Source organism: Nocardioides islandensis, assembly GCF_015352455.1.
GTDB lineage: Bacteria > Actinomycetota > Actinomycetes > Propionibacteriales > Nocardioidaceae > Nocardioides > Nocardioides islandensis.
This window is the reverse complement of sequence record NZ_JADKPN010000001.1, coordinates 227,880-247,900: the sequence shown is the minus strand read 5'-3', so window position 1 is coordinate 247,900 and position 20,021 is coordinate 227,880. Positions and strand designations below refer to the sequence as shown.

At 72.9% G+C, this 20,021-nt stretch carries 17 protein-coding genes; 8 read left to right on the top strand and 9 right to left on the bottom strand.

Features of this window, described 5'->3' with window-relative positions:
- Positions 1 to 138: 138 nt before the first annotated feature.
- Together ISU07_RS01240 and ISU07_RS01235 are read right to left on the bottom strand one after the other, a co-directional pair.
- A complete protein-coding gene (locus ISU07_RS01240; protein ID WP_194704931.1) occupies positions 139 to 1,023 on the bottom strand; it encodes an HpcH/HpaI aldolase/citrate lyase family protein in 885 nt (294 codons plus the stop codon).
- A complete protein-coding gene (locus ISU07_RS01235) occupies positions 1,016 to 2,113 on the bottom strand; it encodes an HpcH/HpaI aldolase/citrate lyase family protein (protein ID WP_194704930.1) in 1,098 nt (365 codons plus the stop codon). Before ISU07_RS01235 ends, ISU07_RS01240 begins: the two co-directional genes overlap by 8 nt.
- Before the next feature lie 164 nt (positions 2,114 to 2,277).
- Between ISU07_RS01235 and ISU07_RS23740 the strand changes: the two genes are divergently transcribed.
- The gene (locus tag ISU07_RS23740; protein ID WP_323742356.1) at positions 2,278 to 4,503 is read left to right on the top strand and encodes a CHAP domain-containing protein; all 2,226 of its coding nucleotides are present in this window, start codon (positions 2,278 to 2,280) and stop codon (positions 4,501 to 4,503) included.
- Here ISU07_RS23740 and ISU07_RS01225 read toward each other — a convergent pair.
- Both ISU07_RS01225 and ISU07_RS01220 read right to left on the bottom strand, forming a co-directional pair.
- Positions 4,477 to 5,055: a DnaJ family domain-containing protein gene (locus ISU07_RS01225; RefSeq protein WP_194704929.1), complete on the bottom strand. Its 579-nt coding sequence runs from the start codon at positions 5,053 to 5,055 to the stop codon at positions 4,477 to 4,479. The two genes, ISU07_RS23740 and ISU07_RS01225, sit on opposite strands and share 27 nt — an antisense overlap.
- Before the next feature lie 22 nt (positions 5,056 to 5,077).
- Positions 5,078 to 5,782 (bottom strand): GAF domain-containing protein, encoded by a 705-nt coding sequence (locus ISU07_RS01220; protein ID WP_194704928.1) that lies wholly within the window; start codon positions 5,780 to 5,782, stop codon positions 5,078 to 5,080.
- Positions 5,783 to 5,858: 76 nt separating this feature from the next.
- Here ISU07_RS01220 and ISU07_RS01215 point away from each other — a divergent pair, with 76 nt between their 5' ends.
- Positions 5,859 to 6,500, top strand: a complete 642-nt coding sequence (locus ISU07_RS01215) for a response regulator transcription factor (protein WP_194704927.1) — start codon at positions 5,859 to 5,861, stop codon at positions 6,498 to 6,500.
- A gap of 14 nt (positions 6,501 to 6,514) precedes the next feature.
- Here the strand turns inward: ISU07_RS01215 and ISU07_RS01210 are convergent, their stop codons facing one another.
- Genes ISU07_RS01210 through ISU07_RS01200 form a run of 3 tightly spaced genes read right to left on the bottom strand, consistent with a single transcriptional unit; the run spans position 6,515 to position 9,608 of the window.
- The gene (locus tag ISU07_RS01210; protein WP_194704926.1) at positions 6,515 to 6,820 is read right to left on the bottom strand and encodes a hypothetical protein; all 306 of its coding nucleotides are present in this window, start codon (positions 6,818 to 6,820) and stop codon (positions 6,515 to 6,517) included.
- The gene (locus tag ISU07_RS01205; RefSeq protein WP_194704925.1) at positions 6,817 to 8,289 is read right to left on the bottom strand and encodes an MFS transporter; all 1,473 of its coding nucleotides are present in this window, start codon (positions 8,287 to 8,289) and stop codon (positions 6,817 to 6,819) included. Before ISU07_RS01205 ends, ISU07_RS01210 begins: the two co-directional genes overlap by 4 nt.
- On the bottom strand, positions 8,286 to 9,608 hold the full coding sequence (locus tag ISU07_RS01200; protein WP_194704924.1) for a M20/M25/M40 family metallo-hydrolase: 1,323 nt from the start codon (positions 9,606 to 9,608) through the stop codon (positions 8,286 to 8,288). The genes ISU07_RS01205 and ISU07_RS01200 overlap by 4 nt, the downstream gene beginning before the upstream one ends.
- A gap of 18 nt (positions 9,609 to 9,626) precedes the next feature.
- On the opposite strand from ISU07_RS01200, the gene ISU07_RS01195 reads away from it, so the two are divergent.
- Complete coding sequence (locus ISU07_RS01195) at positions 9,627 to 10,637, top strand: TolB-like translocation protein (RefSeq protein ID WP_194704923.1); 1,011 nt, start codon at positions 9,627 to 9,629, stop codon at positions 10,635 to 10,637.
- Positions 10,638 to 10,643: 6 nt separating this feature from the next.
- On the opposite strand, the gene ISU07_RS01190 is transcribed toward ISU07_RS01195, so the two are convergent.
- On the bottom strand, positions 10,644 to 12,194 hold the full coding sequence (locus ISU07_RS01190) for a 4-coumarate--CoA ligase family protein (protein ID WP_194704922.1): 1,551 nt from the start codon (positions 12,192 to 12,194) through the stop codon (positions 10,644 to 10,646).
- Positions 12,195 to 12,346: 152 nt separating this feature from the next.
- Complete coding sequence (locus ISU07_RS01185; protein ID WP_323742355.1) at positions 12,347 to 12,973, bottom strand: nitroreductase family protein; 627 nt, start codon at positions 12,971 to 12,973, stop codon at positions 12,347 to 12,349.
- Between ISU07_RS01185 and ISU07_RS01180 the strand changes: the two genes are divergently transcribed.
- The 5 genes from ISU07_RS01180 to ISU07_RS24620 all read left to right on the top strand — a co-directional run bounded on the left by ISU07_RS01180 (position 12,972) and on the right by ISU07_RS24620 (position 19,978).
- Positions 12,972 to 14,189, top strand: coding sequence for an allantoate amidohydrolase (locus ISU07_RS01180; RefSeq protein ID WP_194704921.1), 1,218 nt, complete (start codon positions 12,972 to 12,974; stop codon positions 14,187 to 14,189). The two genes, ISU07_RS01185 and ISU07_RS01180, sit on opposite strands and share 2 nt — an antisense overlap.
- Positions 14,186 to 15,529: a formimidoylglutamate deiminase gene (locus ISU07_RS01175; RefSeq protein ID WP_194704920.1), complete on the top strand. Its 1,344-nt coding sequence runs from the start codon at positions 14,186 to 14,188 to the stop codon at positions 15,527 to 15,529. Before ISU07_RS01180 ends, ISU07_RS01175 begins: the two co-directional genes overlap by 4 nt.
- A complete protein-coding gene (gene hutI / locus ISU07_RS01170; RefSeq protein ID WP_194704919.1) occupies positions 15,526 to 16,689 on the top strand; it encodes an imidazolonepropionase in 1,164 nt (387 codons plus the stop codon). Before ISU07_RS01175 ends, hutI begins: the two co-directional genes overlap by 4 nt.
- Positions 16,690 to 16,836: 147 nt before the next feature.
- Positions 16,837 to 16,974, top strand: coding sequence for a hypothetical protein (locus tag ISU07_RS01165; RefSeq protein WP_194704918.1), 138 nt, complete (start codon positions 16,837 to 16,839; stop codon positions 16,972 to 16,974).
- 64 nt (positions 16,975 to 17,038) lie between these two features.
- A complete protein-coding gene (locus tag ISU07_RS24620) occupies positions 17,039 to 19,978 on the top strand; it encodes a helix-turn-helix transcriptional regulator (RefSeq protein WP_194704917.1) in 2,940 nt (979 codons plus the stop codon).
- Positions 19,979 to 20,021 lie beyond the last annotated feature (43 nt).

Genomic DNA, 20,021 nt, shown 5'->3' with positions numbered 1-20,021 from the left:
CAGGTTTCCGGTCGCGAAACCTGTCATACGGCTGCGATCGCGCGATTTCTGGCACCCACCGCCAGCCGCGGTCGCGCGATTTCTGGCACCCACCGCCAGCCGCGATCGCGCGATTGCTGGCACCCACCGCCAGCGCGGCTACAGCGCCCGGATCGCCTCGTACACCGCCAGCGTCCGGCGGGCGGTGTCGACGTGGAGGGCCTCCACCATCCGGCCCTGGTAGGTGACGACGCCCGAGCCCCCGTCGACCTGTTGGCCCTCCTCCCAGGCCCGGAGGATGCCGCGGGCGTCCTCGACGGCCTCGTCGCTGGGGGCGAACGCGGCGTTGGCGCCGTCGACCTGGCTGGGGTGCACGAGGGTCTTGCCGTCGAAGCCCATCTCCCGGCCCTGGCGGCACTCCTCGAGGAACCCGTCGGTGTCGCGGACGTCGTTGTAGACGCCGTCCAGGATCGCCGTACCCGTCGCGCGCGCGGCCAGCAGGGCCAGCGACAGCCCGGTGAGCAACGGGCCGCGGCCCGGCACGTGCCCCGGTGATGAGCTCGGGTACAGCTCCTTGGCCAGGTCGTTGGTGCCCATCACGAAGACGGTGAGCCGATCCGAGGCCAGGGCGATCTCCTCGGCGTGCAGGATCGCGCGCGGCGTCTCGACCATCGCCCAGAGCGCGGTGTGGTCCGGCGCGCCGTGCCGCTCCATCGCGTCCGCCAGGGTCTGCACCTCCGACGCGGACGACACCTTCGGCACCACGATGCCGTCGGGGCCGGCCGCGCAGGCCGCCGCCAGGTCGGCGTCGTGCCACTCGGTGTCGGCGCCGTTGACGCGGATGGTGACCTCGCGCCGCCCGTACTCGCCCGACGCGGCCGCCGCACAGGCCGCTTCGCGTGCGGCCGCCTTGGCGTCCGGGGCGACGGCGTCCTCGAGGTCGAGGATCAGCCCGTCGCAGGGGATCGACTTGGCCTTCTCCAGGGCACGCTCGTTCGACGACGGCATGTAGAGCACGGACCGCCGCGGCCGGAAGTCAGCCATCCGAGACCTCGATGGCGGCGTACTTCTCCTTCAGCTCCGGGTCGACCGCGGAGAGCTGCTCGGCCAGCTCGACGAGCACCAGGCACTGCTTGAGGGAGGCGTCGTCCTCCATCTTCCCGTCGAGCATCACCGCGCCGGTGCCGTCGCCCCCGTCACGCTGCAGGGCGGCCACGACGCGCCGCGCGTGACGGATGTCCTCGACCGAGGGGGAGAACACGCGGTGCGCGATCGGGATCTGCGTCGGGTGCAGGCTCCACGCGCCGACGCACCCGAGCAGGAACGCGTTGCGGAACTGGTCCTCGCAGGCCACGGGGTCACCGATGTCGCCGAACGGCCCGTAGTACGGCGAGATGCCGTGCATCGCACAGGCGTCGACCATGCGCGCGATCGTGTAGTGCCAGAGGTCCTGCTGGTACGTCGCGCGGTCGTTGCTCTCGACCCCGTCACTGGTCCGCCGGGGGTCCTCGCGCACCAGGTAGCCCGGGTGCCCGCCACCGACCCGGGTGGTCTTCATCCGCCGGTCCGCCGCGAGGTCGGCCGGCCCGAGGGACAGTCCCTGCATGCGCGGCGAGGCGCCGCAGATCTCCTCGACGTTGGCCACGCCGCGGGCGGTCTCGAGGATCGCGTGCACCAGGATCGGCCGGTCGAGGCCGGCCCTGGCCTCCAGCTGGGCGAGCAACCGGTCGACGTACGCGATGTCCTCGGCGCCCTGCACCTTCGGCACCATCACCACGTCCAGCTTGTCGCCGATCGCCGGGACCAGCGTGGTCAGGTCGTCGAGCACCCACGGGCTGTCGAGGGCGTTGATGCGGGTCCAGAGCTGGGTGGGGCCGAAGTCCGTGCCGGAAGCGATCCGCACCAGGCCTTCGCGCGCGGCCACCTTGTTGTCGGCCTTGACGGCGTCCTCGAGGTTGCCGAGCAGCACGTCGACGGTGCCGACCAGCTGCGGCACCTTGGCCGCCATCTTCTCGTTCGACGGGTCGAAGAAGTGGATCGCCCGGCTGGGCCGCGCGGGGATCTCGCGAAGCGGCTGGGGGGCACCGACCGCCAGGGGTCGGAAGAAGTCCTTGGGGCTGCGCGAGGACGGCATGGCCGGAACGTACCGCCGGGCGGATCCCGCCGGTATGACGCACTTCTCACGCTTGTACCCCCGGACTCCCCGCATCGGGCCGGTTTGCCCGTTCCTGCCCGCGGGGCCCTCGTGGCGCGCAGCATTTGCCGCGCCGATCCGCCTTCCCTGCCCCGAGGTACGCCGTGCACGTCGCCCGTCCCGACCACGCCGCGCTGGAGCGCGCCGTGCGCTGGGTCGTGCTGGTCGTGAGCACGGTGCTGGCGATGACGATCGTCCTCGTGGTGGTCGTCACCTCATCCGCCCGCGCCGACGACGGCAACGGGCCGGGAGGTGGGCCGGACCAGACAGGTCCAGACCAGGAGCAGCTGGTCAAGCAGTTCCAGCAGGCGCAGCTCACCGGGACCCCGACCGGCATGGCGAAGAACCCGCAGGGCCAGGACGTCTGGGTCGGCGTCCCGGGGACCCACGTGGCCACCAACGTCTACGGCTACCCGTACCCCGCCGCCGGCGACTGCAACGAGGCCACCCTGGGCGGCGGCTGCATGGGCGACGCCCGCGGCTTCCTCCAGGGCCAGTGCACCTCGTGGGTCGCCTTCCGGGTGGCGGCCCGCAACGGGCTGTCGTTCTCCAACTGGTACGCCGGCCGGCACTGGGGCAACGCCTCCGAGTGGGGCAAGGTCGCCAAGTCGATCGGCAAGAAGCCCGACAAGACGCCGGCCATCGGCTCCATCGGCTGGTACAAGCGCGGTCACGTCTCCTACGTCGAGGACGTGTACTACGGCGGCACCATCCTGATCTCGGAGATGAACACCGACGGCCACAACGGCTTCCACTTCACAACGGTCAGCCCCGGCATGCGCGGGTACCCCGACAAGTTCATCCACCTCGACGACGTCGTTCCGGTCGACACCACTCCGCCGACCGTGCCGACGGACGTCCGGGTCGTGGCCCACCGCGGCCGCACCGGCATCACCTGGCACTCCTCGACCGACGCCTTCGGCGTCGCCGGGTACCGGGTGCTGCGCAACGGGGTGCCGCTCGGCACCACGCGCGGGACCTCCTTCTGGGACCGCACCCCGCCCGCCGGCCAGTCCGCGGTCTACTCCGTGGTCGCCTACGACGCCGTGGGTCACTCCTCCCGTCCGGGCAACGCCCGCACGGTGCCGGGGTCCGAGGCCGTCGACCGGGCCTGGCTCGCCACCGCCGGTGGACCCGCTCTGTGCGGACGGGCCGGTTCGGAGAAGAAGCCGCGGCTCGGCTGCCGGATCCTGGGCGACAACGGCTGGCGGTCGGTGAGGCTGGACCGCAGGACCCAGTGGGGTGGACCGCTCAGCCGGTCCTTCGTCACCGGCTCCGACGGCTCGGTGTCGTACTGCCGCAACCTGGGGCTGAGCCAGCGCGAGCTCTCGTGCACGGCGCTCGACGCCGACCGTCGTACCTGGGGATCCGACGTCACCTCGGCCCGCACCCCCCGCACCGCCCTCGCCGACCGTGCCTGGGTCGCGACGTCCGCGGGGCCCGCGCAGTGCGGACGGACCGGTACGCCGGCCGAGCCGCGCGTCTCCTGCTCCGTCCTCACCAGCACCGGCTGGCGCACCTCGACGGCGCCCGACCGCACCGACTGGGGCACCGCGCTCAGCCGCGCGTTCGTCGCCCGGCACGACGGCACGGTCGCCTTCTGCCGGACCCTCGGCCGACCCGGCCAGCTGCGCGCCGCGTGCCGGACCTTCACGCCCGAGACCTCGACCTGGGCCGCCGACGAGGTGTCCTCCGACCGCATCGGACGACTGCCCGCGGACGCGACCTGGGTCGCCGCCGCGGCCGGCCCCGCTCTCTGCTGGTCCCCGGCGACCGGCGTGCGTGGCGGCTGCCAGGTGCTCACCGGGTTCGGCTGGCACACCGCGAAGCTGTCCAAGAAGGCGGACCCCGGTGCCGCCGACTCTCGTGCGTTCCTGGTCGACCGCGGCGGGAACGTCTCGTGGTGCCGGGTGACCGGGCACGGCCGCATGGTCGCCTGCGCCGCGCTGCGGGCCACCGGCAACGGCTGGGAGACCGGCCGCTCGGCGCACATCGCCCGCGCACTGCGGTACGGCTCGACCCTCAACCGCGCCTGGGTCCCCACGAGCGCCGGACCCGCCCTGTGCGGCCGCACCGGCACCGTCAAGCAGCAGCGCGTCGGCTGCCACGTGCTCACGAGCACCGGCTGGCGCTTCACCGGCTCGCAGCGCACTCCGTGGGGACTGCCCGGCTACCGCGCGTTCGTGCCCTCCGGTGCGGGCGTCGCCTACTGCCGCACGGTCGCGGTCAAGAAGGGCACGGCCGTCTCCTGCACGCGGATGAGCCGCCTCGACTGGGGCGTCACGCGGACGTCGCGTCGCGCCTCACTTCCGCTGGCCGACGCGTTCTGATCGCGTCGACCGCTGCCACCAGCGCCGCTTCGGCGGTGCCGGCGGAGCGGCCGGTGCCTCGCGACGCACAGCGCCGGCGCGACGTGCCTGCCGACGCTCGCGCCAGGCGACCACCTCGGCCTCGACGTCGCGCGGCATGGTGATCAGCGGCGGCCCGTCGACCGGCGTGTAGCGGGCCTTCATCACCCGGGCGTTGAACTCCTCGAGCAGGCGGCGTACCTCGCTCTCGGCGGTGTGCCGGTCCAGCTGGCCGTCGAGCTCGGCGTCGTCCTTGCGCAGCTGGAGCGCCGGCGGCAGAACGCCGGTGATCTTCTCGCGCTCGATCAGCCGCTTGATCCACCAGTCGGGGTCGTGCTCGGTGCCGAGGTCCTTGATCGGCTTGCCTGCACCCGGCAAGTTGTCGAAGTCGCCGCGGTCCATGGCGATCCGCAACTGCTGGTCGACCCACTCGTTCTTCCGGCGCATGCGTTCGGCCGCCGCGCCGCGGCCCGTGCGCTCGTCGAGCTCGCGCTCCGGACGGTCGTGGCGGGGTTCGGAGCCCTGCTCGGCCATGGTTCGAGGATACCGGCGGTGATCACGGGTCCTGGCGCAGGACGCGGACCAGGACGTGCGCCACGGCTGCCCTGTCCACGCCGGCGCGCAGGGCCGCGTCGTCCAGCCGCTGCTCGGCCTCCGCGAGCTCGAGCCCCCGCAGGCCGGCCAGCAGGCCGATCGCCGTCTCGACCTCCAACCGCTCCCGGAGGATCCCGGGGGCGGCCTGCGCCTTGCTCCGCGAGGAGAACGACAGGTCGGCGTTGCTGACCGCTTCCGCGGTGCTCGCGGAGACGAGGGCGGCCAGCTCGGCATGGTGCCCGTGGAAGGCCTCGGACGACCCGGCGTACAGGTTCAGCCCGCCCACCAGTCGGTCGCCCAGGTAGATCGGGAGAGACAGGCTGCTGCGCACGCCGGCAGCCGCACCGACCTCCGCGTAGAGCCGCCAGCGCTCCTCGTCCAAGGGGTCGGCGAAGTCCATCTCGAGGACCGGGGCCCGTCCCTCGGTGACCTCGACACACGGCCCTCCGTCCAGGTACTGCGCGGCGTCCAGCAACGCAGTCCCGTCTCCGGACGCGACGAGCGTGAAGGTGAGTCCCTCTCGATCCAGTCCGAGCGAGAGCCCCACCAGGTCGGGGACCAGCTCGCCGGCCCCCTGTGCCAGATCGCGGATGAGGTCGTCGATGTCCGGACTGTCCAGGCTCATGTACTCGGCCAGTGCCTCCCGAGTCTCCGGCAGAGGTTCCACGCCTCCATCCTCCTCGACCATCCAGGGTCCCGCCTCATCCCCTGGTGCGAGTCCGCGGTCTCGGTAGTGTCCGCCCATGGGAGAGGGACCGGTCCGGGTGGCGCTGATGAACGACTACGCCGTGGTCCTGGCGGGTCTGGCGCACATGCTGGCGCCGTTCGGTGACCGGGTGCAGGTCGTCGAGCTGGTCTCGCAGCTGCCGGTGGAGAGCTCCGTGGACGTGGTGCTCTACGACGCGTTCAGCCGCGAGCGCGTCGTGGGTCCCGTCGAGGAGGAGCTGACCGGCCAGGACTTCAAGGGGGTCGTGTACTCCTGGCACGTCGACCCCGAGCTGGTGCGCGACGCCCTCGACAAGGGGATCGCGGGATGGTTGTCGAAGTCGCTGTCGGCAGAGGAGCTGGTCGCCTCCCTCGAGCGCGTGCACCGTGGCGAGGTCGTCGTCAGCCCTGACCCCGGACCGGAGGCGCCCGTCAAGCAAGAGGGTCACCCCGGGCAGGTCCACGGCCTGAGCCCGCGCGAGTCGGAGGTGGTCGCACTCATCTGCCAGGGACTGAGCAACCAGGAGATCGCGGAGCGGGCGTTCATCAGCATCAACTCGGTGAAGACCTACATCCGGTCGGCCTACCGCAAGATGGGCGTGCAGCGCCGCACCCAGGCCGTGCTGTGGGCCCGCGAGCGCGGCTTCCTGCCCTCGACCGAGCGGCGGGTCTTCGAGTAGTCCCGCTTCCCGCGTCAGTTCCCCGCTAGCAGCCGGTTGACGAGGAACGACGCCCCGATGAAGACCACCGCGATGGCGATCGACCAGTAGAGCGAGCGCAGCTGGGCGGCCCGCCCGTACCGGGCGGGGTCCGTCGGCCGGGTGGCGCGGAAGCGCAGCACTCCCGCGGCGCCGAGCAGGACGGCCGCCGACATGAAGCGCCCGGCGGACGGCCGGGTGAACGCCAGCACCAGCACGAACACGCCCAGCGCGATGAGCGCCAGGATGAGGAGCCGGGTGCCGAGGGTCGGGCGCGGGTCGCGCGCGCGTCGTGGCGTCACGGGCGCCCGACCTCGGTCGTGGCCACCCTCGGCATGAGGAGCAGGCCGACGGCGGCCAGCAGGGCGGCGGCCGCGCAGACCGACCACACCGTCAGGTACCCCGAGAGCGGGGCGTGGCCCTCGGTCGGGTCCTCGAGCGAGCCGGTGGACGCGAGCGCGATCGCGAAGATCGAGGAGGCGATCGCACCGCCCACGGTCTTGGTCGCGTTGGTCATGCCGGTCGCGAAGCCGGTGCGCTCGGGAGGCGCGCCCGCTGCCGCGCTGGCCGGCAGCGCGGCGACGAGGGCACCCGAGCCGACGCCGGCCACGGCCATGTTGACGAGCGCCTGACCGGTCGAGTCGTGGAACGGCAGCCAGAGGGCGTACCCGGCGGCGACGAGCAGGCTGGACAGCACCAGGGCGCCGCGTGGTCCGAGGAGCCGCGTCGTCAGCGGCAGGGTGAACGCCCCGATGGCCAGGAACACGACGTACACGCCGATCAAGGTGGAGACGAACGACGCGTCGGCACCGAGTCCGTAGCCCGCGACGTCGGGGTCGGTGCGCGCGAACGTCGACAGCGGGATCTGCGCGCCGAGCACCGACATGCCGAACAGGAAGGCGGTCAGCTGCACCGGCCACTGGAGCGGGCTGGCGAACAGCCGGACGTCGATGATCGGGTCCTCCTGCGCGAGCTCGTACCTGACGAACGGGACGAGCGAGACCAGCCCGACGAGGACCAGCGCCCACGCCAGGATGCTGTCCGGGCCTTGCAGCCGGATGGTGATCAGTCCGGCCATCACGAACCCGATGACGTCGGTGATGAGGCAGAAGCCGACCACGTCGAACGTCCCGCCGCCGGTGCCCGGGTCGCGCTCGATGCCGAACCAGACGATGAACAGGCAGACCGTCACCACGAGGGCGGGCAGCATCAGCACGACAGTCATCGAGGTGCTGTCGACGATGGCCCCGCTGGTCAGGGCGCCGATGATCACCGACAGCTCCAGCGCGCCGACGAGGATGCCGGCGGCGCGACGGGTGAGGAGGTTCTGGCGGCCGCTGCCGGCGGTCCGCCGGTAGACGATCGCGACCTCCATCGGCAGCCACACGACGTAGGCACCCTGCACCGCCCAGCCGATGAGGAACGTCGTGAACGACGGCGCGAGCACCAGCACCCAGGAGCCGAGGGCGGTGACCGCCGTCGAGAGCAGCAGCACGTTCTTGGCACCGATCATGTCGCCGAGCCGCGCCAGCACCGGCACGCACAGCGCGGAGACGACGAGCTGGGCGGCCTCGAACCAGTTGACGTCCGCGTCGGAGATGTCGAGGTGGTCGGCGATGTCGCTGAAGATCGGCGTGTAGTAGCCCTGCAGGATCCCGCTGGCCAGCTCGACGCAGACCAGGAAGCCGACGATCGCGGCGAGGGAGTGCGCACCGGTGAGCCGTTCGTGCGGCTCCTGCCCCACACTTCCTGGGCCGACGTTCGTGGTCATGTCAGCCTCTCGATCAGTCGCTGGTACCAGTCGATCCCGAGCAGGAAGTCGTCGATCCCGAGGCGCTCGTCGTAGGAGTGGATGGCCTGCCGCTGAGCCTTGCTCATCCGGAACGGCGCGAACCGGTAGACGCGCTCGCAGATGCCGGTGAAGTGGCGCGAGTCGGTGGCCGCCATCATCACGTACGGCGCGGGCACGGCCTCTGGGAACAGGTCGGCCACCGTCGACTCGATGAGCCGGAAGGCGTCGTCGTCGACGGGCGAGACCGGGCTGGCCTCACCCTCCTCGACCACCTCGATCGCGACCTGCTCGTCCGCGACCGCCTTGCGGAGGTGGGCGACCACGTCGGCGACGGTGTCGCCGACCATCACCCGGACGTTGATGCCGGCCCGTGCGGACGAGGCGATGACGTTGAGGGCGGGCGAGCCGGAGAGGGTGGTGGTCGCGAACGTGGTGCGGGTCATCGCCGCGGACTCCGGACCGGCGGCGACCAGCGCCCGGGTGAGGGCGGGGCGGAGCCTCTCGGCGTTGCGCATCAGCGGGCGCATCGGCAGGGGAGCGTGGGGGGCCAGCCTGCGGAACAGCTCGACGGTGGTGTCCGGGACCGAGGCGCGCATGGGGCTCCGGTCGACGCGCAGGATCGCGCGCGCCAGCCGGGCGGTCGGGCCGAACCTGGCCGGTGTCGACGCGTGCCCGCCGCGGCCCTCGACCGTCAGGACCACGCTGGTCGTGCCCTTCTCGCTGACGCCGATCGCGCCGACGGGCGGCTTGATGCCGGGGAAGGCGTCACCCGCGACGGCGCCGCCCTCGTCGACGACGAACCACGGTGACACCCCGCGCCGCGTGAGCTCGGCGACGGCCTCGAGGGCCGCCGTACCGCTCACCTCCTCGTCGCAGCCGAAGCTCAGCCACACGTCCTGGGCCGGCGTGAACCCCTGCTCCAGCAGGCGTTCCACCGCCTCGGAGATCGCCACCAGGCAGCCCTTGTCGTCGAGCGTCCCGCGACCCCACACCGCGCCGTCGTGGATCTCGGCCGAGAACGGCGGGTGCTGCCACGGCGCCGACCCGTCGACGGGGACGACGTCGAGGTGGGCCATCAGCACCACCGGCCTCGCGCCACTCGCGCCGGCCCACCTGAACAGCAGGCCGTGGCTGCCGACGCGGGTGAGCTCCAGGGCGGCGTACAACCGCGGGAACAGCCGCTCGTGCACCGCCAGCAGCTCGTCGAACGCGGCGGTGTCGACGAGCGCCCAGTCGCGGTCGGAGACGGTCGGGATGCGCACCAGGGCCTGCAGCTTCTCGACAGCGGGGTGCGCCACGGGCTCACACTAGGGGGCATGCGCACGCTCTCGGCCGCCATCACGTTGTCCGTCCTCTCCCTGCTGCCGGGCGTGCCGACGTACGCCGCGGCCGACCAGCCGTCCACCGCCGGTGCCGTCGTCTGGACGGCGCGCGCCGCCGACGGCAGTGAGTCGCTGCGGATCTCCGACGCGGCCGGCACGGCCGAGCACGCGTTGACCCACGCGGCTCCCGGCGAGAAGCACATCGGCGCGCAGTTCTCGCCGAACGGAAGGTGGATCGCCTACGAGGTGGACCGGGGCTCGTCCTCGGAGGTGCGGCTGATCCGGCCCGACGGCACCGACGACCACCGGCTTCCGCTGGGCTGCAAGAGCCCGTGCCTGGGGGTCGAGGGCCCGACCTGGGCCGGCAGGCAGACGCTGTTCGTGACCCGGGTCATCGGCCCGGTCCGGAACGGGCACCCGGCCGAGTCCTTGCTGTGGGCGGTGCGGATCGACGGCTCCTCGAAGGTACGCACGTCACTGGCGACGGCCGCCGGGAAGTACGAGGACAGCTACGCCCACCTCTCCCGCGGCGGGTTCTTCGTCACGTGGACCCGCGTCCGGGTCGCGGACGGGAAGTCCACCATCGTGCGCGTCGACTCCGACGGCGACGACGAGCGCGCCCTGCTGCCGTGGGGCCTCGGCGTCGAGGCCAACGACGTGTCCCTCGCGAGGAGCGGTCCCACCCGCGACCTGGTCATCTTCGAGTCCAACGGCCGGGGGCGGGCCGGCGCGACGTTCGTGGACATCGGCACCATGCCGCTGGGCTGCAACTCGATGCGGGAGTGCGGACGCAAGGTCGTGTGGCTCACCGACAACAGGGCGACCGGCAAGCGCGCGGCCAACCCGCAGTGGTCTCCCGACGGGCTCGACTACGTGTTCAACCTCAGGTCCGGCGCCGCCAGCTTGCACGCCGACATCTGGACGGCGAGCTTCGCGACCGGCGAGCGCCGGATGCTGACGGACTCGACCCGCTTCGCCTACCGGCCGGACTGGGGACCGGAATGACCGCCGTCAGCCGGCAGCCCTGGCCCTCAGCTCGCGGCGCAGGATCTTGCCGCTGGCCGACTTCGGGACCGCGTCGATGAACTCCAGCCGGCGTACCTGCTTGTAGTGCGCCACCTGCCCGGCCACGAACTCCATGATCTGCTCCGCCGTGGCCTCCGAGCCCGCGCGTCGCACGACGTACGCCACGGGGATCTCGCCCGCCTCCTCGTCGGGCAGGCCGACGACGGCGGCGTCGGCGACGTCCGGATGGGTGAGCAGGACGGCTTCCAGCTCCGCGGGAGGTACCTGGAAGCCCTTGTACTTGATGAGCTCCTTGAGGCGGTCGACCACGAAGACGTGGCCGTCCTCGTCGACGTGCCCGATGTCGCCGGTGTGCAGCCAGCCGTCGGCATCGAGGGTGCTGGCCGTGGCCTGGGCGTTGTTCAGGTAGCCGAGCATCACCTGCGGTCCGCGCACCCAGATCTCCCCGTCGGCGTCGAGGCCGAGGTCCTCCCCGCTCAGCGGGTCGACGATGCGCATCTCGGTGTTGGGAGCCGTGACCCCCACCGAACCGGGCTTGAACTGGCCGACAGGGGTGAGGTGCGAGACCGGGGACATCTCGGTCATGCCGTAGCCCTGGACGACCTCGCACCCGAGCCGCTTGCCGGCCTCGAGGGCCAGCTCCGCCGACAAGGGCGCCGCACCGGAGAAGACCTGCTCGAGCTTGGAGAGGTCGTAGCTGTCCACCAGCGGGTGCTTGGCCATCGCCACGACGATGGGCGGAGCGACGAAGGAGCGCGTGACGCCGTACTCCTGGTGGATCGACAGGAACTGCTCGAGGTCGAACCGCGGCATCGTGACGATGGTCGCGCCGGTGCGCAGGCCGCAGTTCATCAGCACCTGCATGCCGTAGATGTGGAAGAAGGGCAGCACCGCGATCAGGGTCTCGTCCTCGCGGAGGTCGGCCGGGCCGAGCACCTGCGCCACGTTGGCGACGAGGTTGCGGTGCGAGAGCATCACGCCCTTCGAGACGCCGGTCGTGCCCGACGAGTAGGGGAGAGCCACGGTCGCGTGCACGTCCCGGGGTACCTGGTCGGCGAGCGGCTCGCCCATGAGGGCGGTGAGAGGGGTGGCGCCGTCAGCCTCGCCGATCACGAAGATCTCCTCGACGCTCGTGCCCTCGGCGGCCGTCCGGGCCGCCTCGAGGAAGGGCGCCACCGTCACCAGCAGCCGGGCGTCGGCGTCGACCAGCTGGTGGTGGATCTCGTGGGCGGTGTACGTCGGGTTGATGGTCGTCACGACCCCGCCGGCGTATGCGACGCCGTGGAACACGACGGCGTACTCGGGGAGGTTGGGGGCGAGCACGGCCAGTGTCTGTCCCGGCTCGAACCCGCGGGCGACCAGGCCCCCGGCGAGCGACCGGACCGCGGCGAGGAGCGCGCCGTAGGTCAAGGTGCGGCCGCTCGGCCCGTCGACGAGGGCCGGCTTGTCGCCCAGCTCGTCGGCCCGCGCCAGCACGAAGTCGACCAGGAGCTCGTCGGGGATCTCGACGTCGGGCAGTGGGCTGGCGTGGATCATGACGCGCTCCTCAGGGGTCCGGCCGAGATGCCGGGCACGCTACTGATTGGGGTGGCGTCGCTCAATGAGCCCGCGTCGATCTCGGATCCGAGACTGGTACGGCGGCCGGTCGCGTTGACCGCCCGCCGTCCGGTCGATGGACTGAGGGGGTGTCAGGAGGCCCAGCGACCGCGGTGCACGACGTCGTCCTGGCGCTTCCGGGGCCGGGTGCTCGGCGAGCCGGGTGCGCCGTCGCTCGCGACGCGGTGGCCGATGGTGACCGCACCGATCGGGTCGAACGTCTCCGGGACGCCGTACGCCGCGCGGACGCCCGCGACCTTCTCCGGCGGGATGCCGAAGTAGCAGGCGCCGAGGCCCTCGTCGGTCACGGTCTGCAGGATCAGCAGGGTCGCCATCCCGGTGTCGATGTGCCAGAAGGGGACCGGCCAGCGCTTCTCGTCCTCGTCGGTCCAGCCCTTGTCGGGCAGGGCGTAGCGCTTGAGGTACGCGTGCCTGCTCGAGCACGGGATCACGATGACCGGCGCGTGCATCATGCCGGTCAGCCACTCGTCGGGCTCGGCGAGCTCGTCGGGGTCGGCGGTCAGCTCCCAGTAGCGCCGGACGTCCTCGGGCTGGTCGAGCACGAGGAATCCCCAGCCCTGGCTGAAGCCGGCGTTCGGCGCGCGGACCGCGTTGTGCAGCGCGCGGTCGACGATGGCCGGGTCGACCGGGTCGGTGGCGTAGTCGCGGACCATCTTCCGGCGGCGTACGACGTCCTGGAACTCCATGGTGGGCAGCATGCCTGACGACTTCGAGGCGATGTGGGCCTCCCTCGCCCCGATCGGCCGGTCGGCGTCGTCGGGCGGGTACTTCCGGCAGCCGTTCGCCGCGGCCGAGCGAGAGCTCGCGTCCTGGTTCGAGGAGCAGGCGCTGGCCCGGGGTCTGTCGCTGACGCGGGACGGGTTCGGGAACGTCGTCGCGTGGCTCGGCTCGCCCGGCCCTCGTGCGGTGGTCACCGGGTCGCACCTGGACTCGGTGCTGGACGGGGGAGCGTACGACGGACCGCTGGGCGTGGTGTCCGCCCTCGCGGCCCTGGATCTCCTCGTCTCACGGGGGTTCTCGCCCTCGCGTCCCCTCGGCGTGTCGGTGTTCGTGGAGGAGGAGGGGTCGCGGTTCGGGCTGGCGTGCCTCGGGTCGCGGCTGGCGTCGGGGGCCGTCTCGTGGGACACGGCTCGCTCGCTGACGGACCGGTCGGGGGTGTCGGTCGAGGACGCGCTCGCCGCCGCGTCGCTGTCCGGGCCGTCCTCGTCGTCGCTGCTCGACGGCGTGACGACGTTCGTCGAGCTGCACGTCGAGCAGGGCCGCGACCTCGTCGACCGGCCCGCCGCGCCGATCGGGGTGGCCAGCGGTATCTGGCCGCACGGGCGCTACCGGTACGAGTTCCGCGGCTCCGCCGACCACGCCGGCACCACGCGCATGCAGGACCGCGCCGACCCGATGCTGACCTACGCGATGACCGCGCTGGCGGCCAACAAGCAGGCACGGCTGGCGGATGAACGGGCGACGTTCGGCCGGGTCGAGGTCACCCCGAACTCGACCAACTCGGTCCCCTCCGCCGTCACGGCGTGGCTGGACGCGCGCGCGTCGTCGTCCTCGTCCCTCGACGAGCTGGTCGGTGTCATCGAGCGGCAGGCGACCGAGCGTGCGGCGCGGGACGGTACGTCGCTGACGGTGACCCCGGAGTCGGTGAGCGGCGCCGTGACGTTCTCGCCCGAGCTGGCCGCGCGCATCGCCGCCCCCCGCGGCTGGCCGGTCATCCCGACCGCCGCCGGCCACGACGCCGGCATCCTGTCCGCGGCCGGCATCGAGACCGCGATGCTCTTCGTCCGCAACCCGACCGGCGTCTCGCACTCGCCCGCCGAGACCGCCGCCATGTCCGACTGCCTCGCGGGCGTGGAGGCCCTGGCCGACGTGCTGGCCGATCTCGCCGGTGACCCGGTAGGTGACGTCGGGTGACGGCGTACCTGCTCGAACGCGCCTGGGTCGACGGCGAGGTACGTGACGACGTGTACGTCGAGATCCAGGACGGCCGGTTCACCGTGGTCGAGCTGTGGCGTCGTTCCTCACGGTTTGGCGTCGTTGCAACGACGCCAAACGTCCGGGATACCCGCCCGAGCGGGTATCCCGACCACCTCCCCGGCCTCACCATCCCCGGCCTGGCGAACTGCCACAGCCACGCGTTCCACCGAGCACTCAGGGGGAGGACGCAGCGGGAGCGGGGGACGTTCTGGACGTGGCGGGAGCAGATGTACGCCGTGGCGGAGCGGCTGGACCCGGACTCGTACCTGGCCCTCGCCCGGGCGACGTACCGGGAGATGGTCGCGGCCGGGATCACCAGCGTGGGGGAGTTCCACTACCTGCACCACCAGGCCGACGGGACGCCGTACGCCGACCCCAACGAGATGGGACGGGCCCTGGTCCAGGCGGCACAGGACGCGGGGCTGAGGATCCGGCTGCTCGACGCGTGCTACCTGAGCTCCGGCTTCGGGGAGCCCCCGATCGGCGTCCAGCAGCGCTTCTCCGACGGCACCGCCGAGGCGTGGGCCGAACGGGTCGGACAGCTGCAGGACGCGGGGGCGGCCATCCACTCCGTGCGAGCCGTCCCCGACGACCAGCTGGCCGCGATCGTCGAGGCGAGCCAGGGCCGGCCGCTGCACGTCCACCTCTCCGAGCAGGTCGCGGAGAACGACGCGTGCGTGGCGGCGTACGGCGCCACCCCCACCCAGCTGCTCGCCGACCACGGCGTCCTAGGCCCGCTGACGAGCGCCGTCCACGCCACGCACCTGACCGACGACGACATCGGGCACCTGGGCGGCACGCGCACGTCCTCCTGCTTCTGTCCCACCACCGAGCGCGACCTCGGCGACGGCATCGGCCCCAGCCGCCTGCTGCACGACCAGGGCAGCCCGCTCACCCTCGGCTCCGACAGCCACGCCGTGATCGACCTGTTCGAGGAGATGCGGGCGGTCGAGCTCGACGAGCGGCTGGCCACCCAGCTCCGCGGCCACTGGTCGGCTCACGAGCTGCTCCGAGCGGCGACGAGCAGCGGGCACGCGAGCCTCGGGTACGACGACGCGGGCGCCATCGCCGTCGGGCAGCGAGCCGACCTGGTCACCCTCGACACGACCTCCCTGCGCACCGCCGGGACCGGGACCGACGAGCACACCGTCGTCTTCGCGGCCACCGCCGCCGACGTCACCCAGGTCGTCGCGGACGGCCGGGTCGTCTTCACCAGGGGCGACGAGGAGCAGGTCGGGCGCGACCTGTCGACCGTGATCGAGGAGCTGTGGTCGTGAGCAGCAGCGTCATCACCAACATCGGCGAGCTGGTCACCAACGACCCGGCGGCCCCGGACCTGCTCGGCATCCACCGCGACGCCGCCGTCGTCGTCGAGGGGGGCCAGGTCGCCTGGGTCGGACCGGCTCTCGAGGCACCGGCCGCCGACACCTACCTCGACGCCGGCGGCCGCGCGGTCATCCCCGGGTTCGTGGACAGCCACGCCCACCTGGTGTTCGCCGGCGACCGGGCGCCCGAGTTCGCCGCCCGCATGGCCGGCACGCCGTACGCCGCCGGCGGCATCCGCACCACCGTCGCCGCGACCCGCGCCGCGACCGACGAGGAGCTGACCGGCCGGGTCGCCAAGCTGGTGGCCGAGATGCGCCGCCAGGGCACGACGACGGTCGAGATCAAGAGCGGCTACGGCCTGACCGTCCGCGACGAGGCCCGCAGCCTGGCCATCGCCCGGCAGTTCACCGACGACACGACGTACCTGGGCGCGCACGTCGTGCCCGAGGGCAGCGACCCGGCGGAGTACCTCGCGCTGGTCACGGGCCCGATGCTCGAGGCGTGCGCGCCGTACGCCCGCTGGGTCGACGTGTTCTGCGAGCGGGGCGCCTTCGACGAGGACCAGGCGCGCGCCGTCCTGGCGGCCGGCGCCGCGGTCGGGCTGAAGGGGAGGCTGCACGCCAACCAGCTCGGTCCCGGCCCCGGAGTTCGCCTCGCCGCCGAGCTCGGCCTGGTGGCGGTCGACCACTGCACGTACCTCACCGACGACGACGTCGCCGCCCTCGCCGACTCCGGCACCATCGCGACCCTGCTGCCGGGCGTGGAGTTCTCGACCCGGCAGCCGTACCCCGACGCGCGCCGCCTCCTCGACGCCGGCGTGCGCGTCGCGATCGCCAGCGACTGCAACCCCGGCAGCAGCTACACCTCCTCGATGCCCCTGTGCGTGGCCCTCGCGGTGCGCGAGATGCGGATGACGCCGGAGGAGGCGACGTACGCCGCCACGGCCGGCGGGGCAGCGGCCCTGGGCCGCGATGACGTGGGCCGGCTGACCGTCGGTTCGCGGGCCGACCTGGTCCTGCTGGACGCCCCCAGCCACGTCCACCTGGCCTACCGGCCGGGGGTGCCGCTGGTGGCCGGCGCCTGGGTCGCCGGGACCCCCTTAGGAGCGTGAATTCGCAGGTCAGAGGCGGTCTAAGGGGGTAGGCGAGGGGCATCGGCGGCAGAGATAAGGCATGTGCCCGATGTCCGCCCGTACCTCAGGAGCGGAGTCTCGTACCTGTCACCGGGAAGGGCCCGGATGCACAGGAAGGGATCCGAGATGAACGACCTGCTTCTGAACGCAGAGCTCGACTACCGCGTGAACCGCATCCGCGAGGACTGGCGCCCCATCCGCGCCCGGCGCGCCCGTCGTCGTCGTCGCCGCGGGGCGGCCGACACGTCGACCTGGATCGGCTGACGTGCGAACAGCCGGGGTCGAAACCGGCGCGCCGATGTCGGTGGGAACCGACATGATGGAGTGCGTGGCACCGGTCTCCTTGGCCCCGTTCGTCGGGCGAGATGCCGAGCTGGAGGAGCTGTCCTCCCGGCTCGGCATCTCTGCGTCCGGGGGCGGCATCGTGCTGCTCGCCGGAGACGCCGGAGTGGGGAAGACCCGGCTCCTGACCGCCCTCCGCGACCGCGCGCTCGCAGCCGGCTGGCAGGTCGTCGCCGGCCACTGCCTCGACTTCGCCGACAGCGCCCTGCCCTACCTCCCCTTCTCCGAGATCCTCGGCCGCTTCCAGACGTCCTCGCCCGACCTCGTCGCCGAGGTCGCCGGCCACCACCCCGCGCTGCACCGCCTCGCCCCCGGCCGTCGGATGATCGACGAAGCCGGCGACGGCGGTGTCACCACCATCGACAAGGCCGCGCTGTTCGAAGCCGTGCACGCCCTCTTCGAGGCCGCCGCCGAGCAGCAGCCGCTCGTCCTCGTCGTCGAGGACCTCCACTGGGCCGACCAGTCGAACCGGGACCTGATGAGCTTCCTGTTCACCCGGCCGTTCAGCCAGCCGGTCGCGCTGGTCGCGTCGTACCGCTCCGACGACCTCCACCGCAAGCACCCCCTGCGCGCCAAGCTCGCCGAGTGGTCGCGGTTCCAGGGCGTGCACCGCATGTCCCTCGAGCCGCTCGACCCCGCCGACGTCCGCGCGCTGGTCGCCGGCCTCTCCGACGGCGGCACGGCGCTGACCCCCGACGAGGTCGCGATGATCGTCGAGCGGGCCGACGGCAACGCCTTCTTCGTCGAGGAGCTGGTCGGCGCCGCGTCCGGCACCCACGACTCCGCGTTGCCCGCCGACCTCGCCGAGGTGCTGCTGGTGCGGCTCGACCGGCTCGACGAGAACGCCCGCCTGGTCGTCCGCGCCGCCAGCGTCGCCGGCCGGCGGGTCACGCACGAGCTGCTGTCGGTGGCCGCCGCCCTCGACGACGCCGCCCTCGACGAAGGCCTCCGGATGGCCGTCGAGCGCAACGTCCTGGTCGCCAGCGACCGCCACTACGCCTTCCGGCACGCCCTGCTCGGCGAGGCGGTCTACGACGACCTCCTGCCCGGCGAACGCGTGCGTCTCCACGCGAGGTACGCCGCGGCGATCCGCGACGGCCGTGCCCGCGGCACCGCCGCCGAGCTGGCCCGGCACGCCATGCTCGCCCACGACGACGAGACGGCGCTGACCGCGAGCATCCAGGCCGGCCACGAGGCCGCGGCGGTCGGCGGTCCCGACGAGGCGGCCCAGCACTTCGAGCGGGCGCTGCGCCTGCTGTCCGGGCTCGCGAAGACCGGCGAGACAGGTCGGTCGGGGGTCGACCGCGCCAAGCTCGCGGTCGACACCGCCGAGGCACTCACCTCCAGCGGCCACCCCGAGCGTGCCGCCGCACTGCTGGCCGAGCAGCTCACCTGCCTCCCCGACGACGCCCCGCCGGCGTCCCGCGGCGCCCTGCTCGCGGCCCGCGCCGTCGCACTGACGGCGATCGAGACCGAGGAGGACCCGCCCGCCATCTCCGAGGAGGCCGTCCGGATCACCCCCGAGGACGACCGCCTCGCCCGGGCCAAGGTGCTCGCCGCGCACGCCCACGTGCTCGCCATCGCCTGGCGGCACCAGGAGGCCCAGCAGGTGGGGCTCGACGCCCTCGCGCTGGCCGACCAGCTCAACCGCAGCGACCTCGCGGCCGAGGCGATCACCACCTTGAGCGGTCTGCGGCTCGGCGCCTCCAAGGAGCGGCTCCGCGAGGCGCTCCGCGAGGCGATCGACCGCACCGTCGAGGCCGGCAACATCCACGCCGAGATGCGCGGCCGCTACCTGCTGGCGCGCTCCTACCAGGACTGGGGCGAGCTCGACGACGCCGAGTCCTGGTTCCGCAGCGCGGTCGAGCGCGCCGAGGCCGCGGGCGTCGAGTGGGCGCCGTACGCCTCGGGCTCCCGCTGGCACCTCACCTGGGTGCTGCTCACCCGCGGCGACTGGGAGGGCGTCCTGAGGATCACCGACCTCTCGGCCAGCCACCCGCCGCCCATGGCGCGAGGCATGTTCGCCGGCCTGCGGGCCGTCGTCCGGGTCGCGCGCGGCGAGGACGTCCTCGACGAGCTGTCCGCCCTCCGGCCGATGTGGCGGCTGGACGGCGCCCTGGCCGTGCACGCGGCCGCGCAGGAGATCCTGCTCGCCGCCCGCGACGGTGACGTCGAGCGGGCGCGCACCACCTACGACGACGTCGTGACCGCCATCGCCGCCATCTGGCACCCCTGGTTCGACGGGCGGGTGCGGATGGCCGCGCTGGTCGTCGAGGCGATCGCGGCGGCGGTCCCGCGCGCGTCCGCCGCCGAACGGCCGGCCCTGCTCGAGCTGACCGACCAGATGCTCGCCGACGGCCACCAGGTGCTCGACCGCTACACCAACCCCGACAAGCAGTGGGGTCCCGAGGGGCACGCCTGGCTGGCCCGGCTCGACGCCGAGGTGCAGCGGGTGCGCTGGCTGGCGGGCGCCGACGACGCCCCCACCGTCGAGGTGCTGGTCAAGGGCTGGCGCGAGGTGGTCGACCTGTTCGCGGCCTTCGGGGACGTCTACGAGCTGGCGCGGGCCCGGGTCGTGCTGGCCACCGTGCTCCGCGCGGCGGGCGAGGCGGCCGAGGCCCGCGAGGTCGCCGACCGGGCCCGCGAGGCCGCGCGCGCACTCGGCGCGACGCCCCTCATCGACCAGCTGCGGGCGGTCGGCTCGGCACCGACGCGGCACGAGGCCGGCGACGACACCCTCACCCCGCGGGAGACCGAGATCCTCCAGCTCGTGGCGGCCGGTCGCACCAACGGCGAGATCGGCAAGCAGCTGTTCATCAGCGCCAAGACGGTGAGCGTCCACGTCTCGAACATCCTCGGCAAGCTCGGCGCCGCCGGCCGCACCGAGGCCGCGGCCATCGCCCGTCGACGCGGCCTGGTCGACTGACTGGTCGAACGATCCGCCCTCTGGGATCACCCCTCGGGGCGCT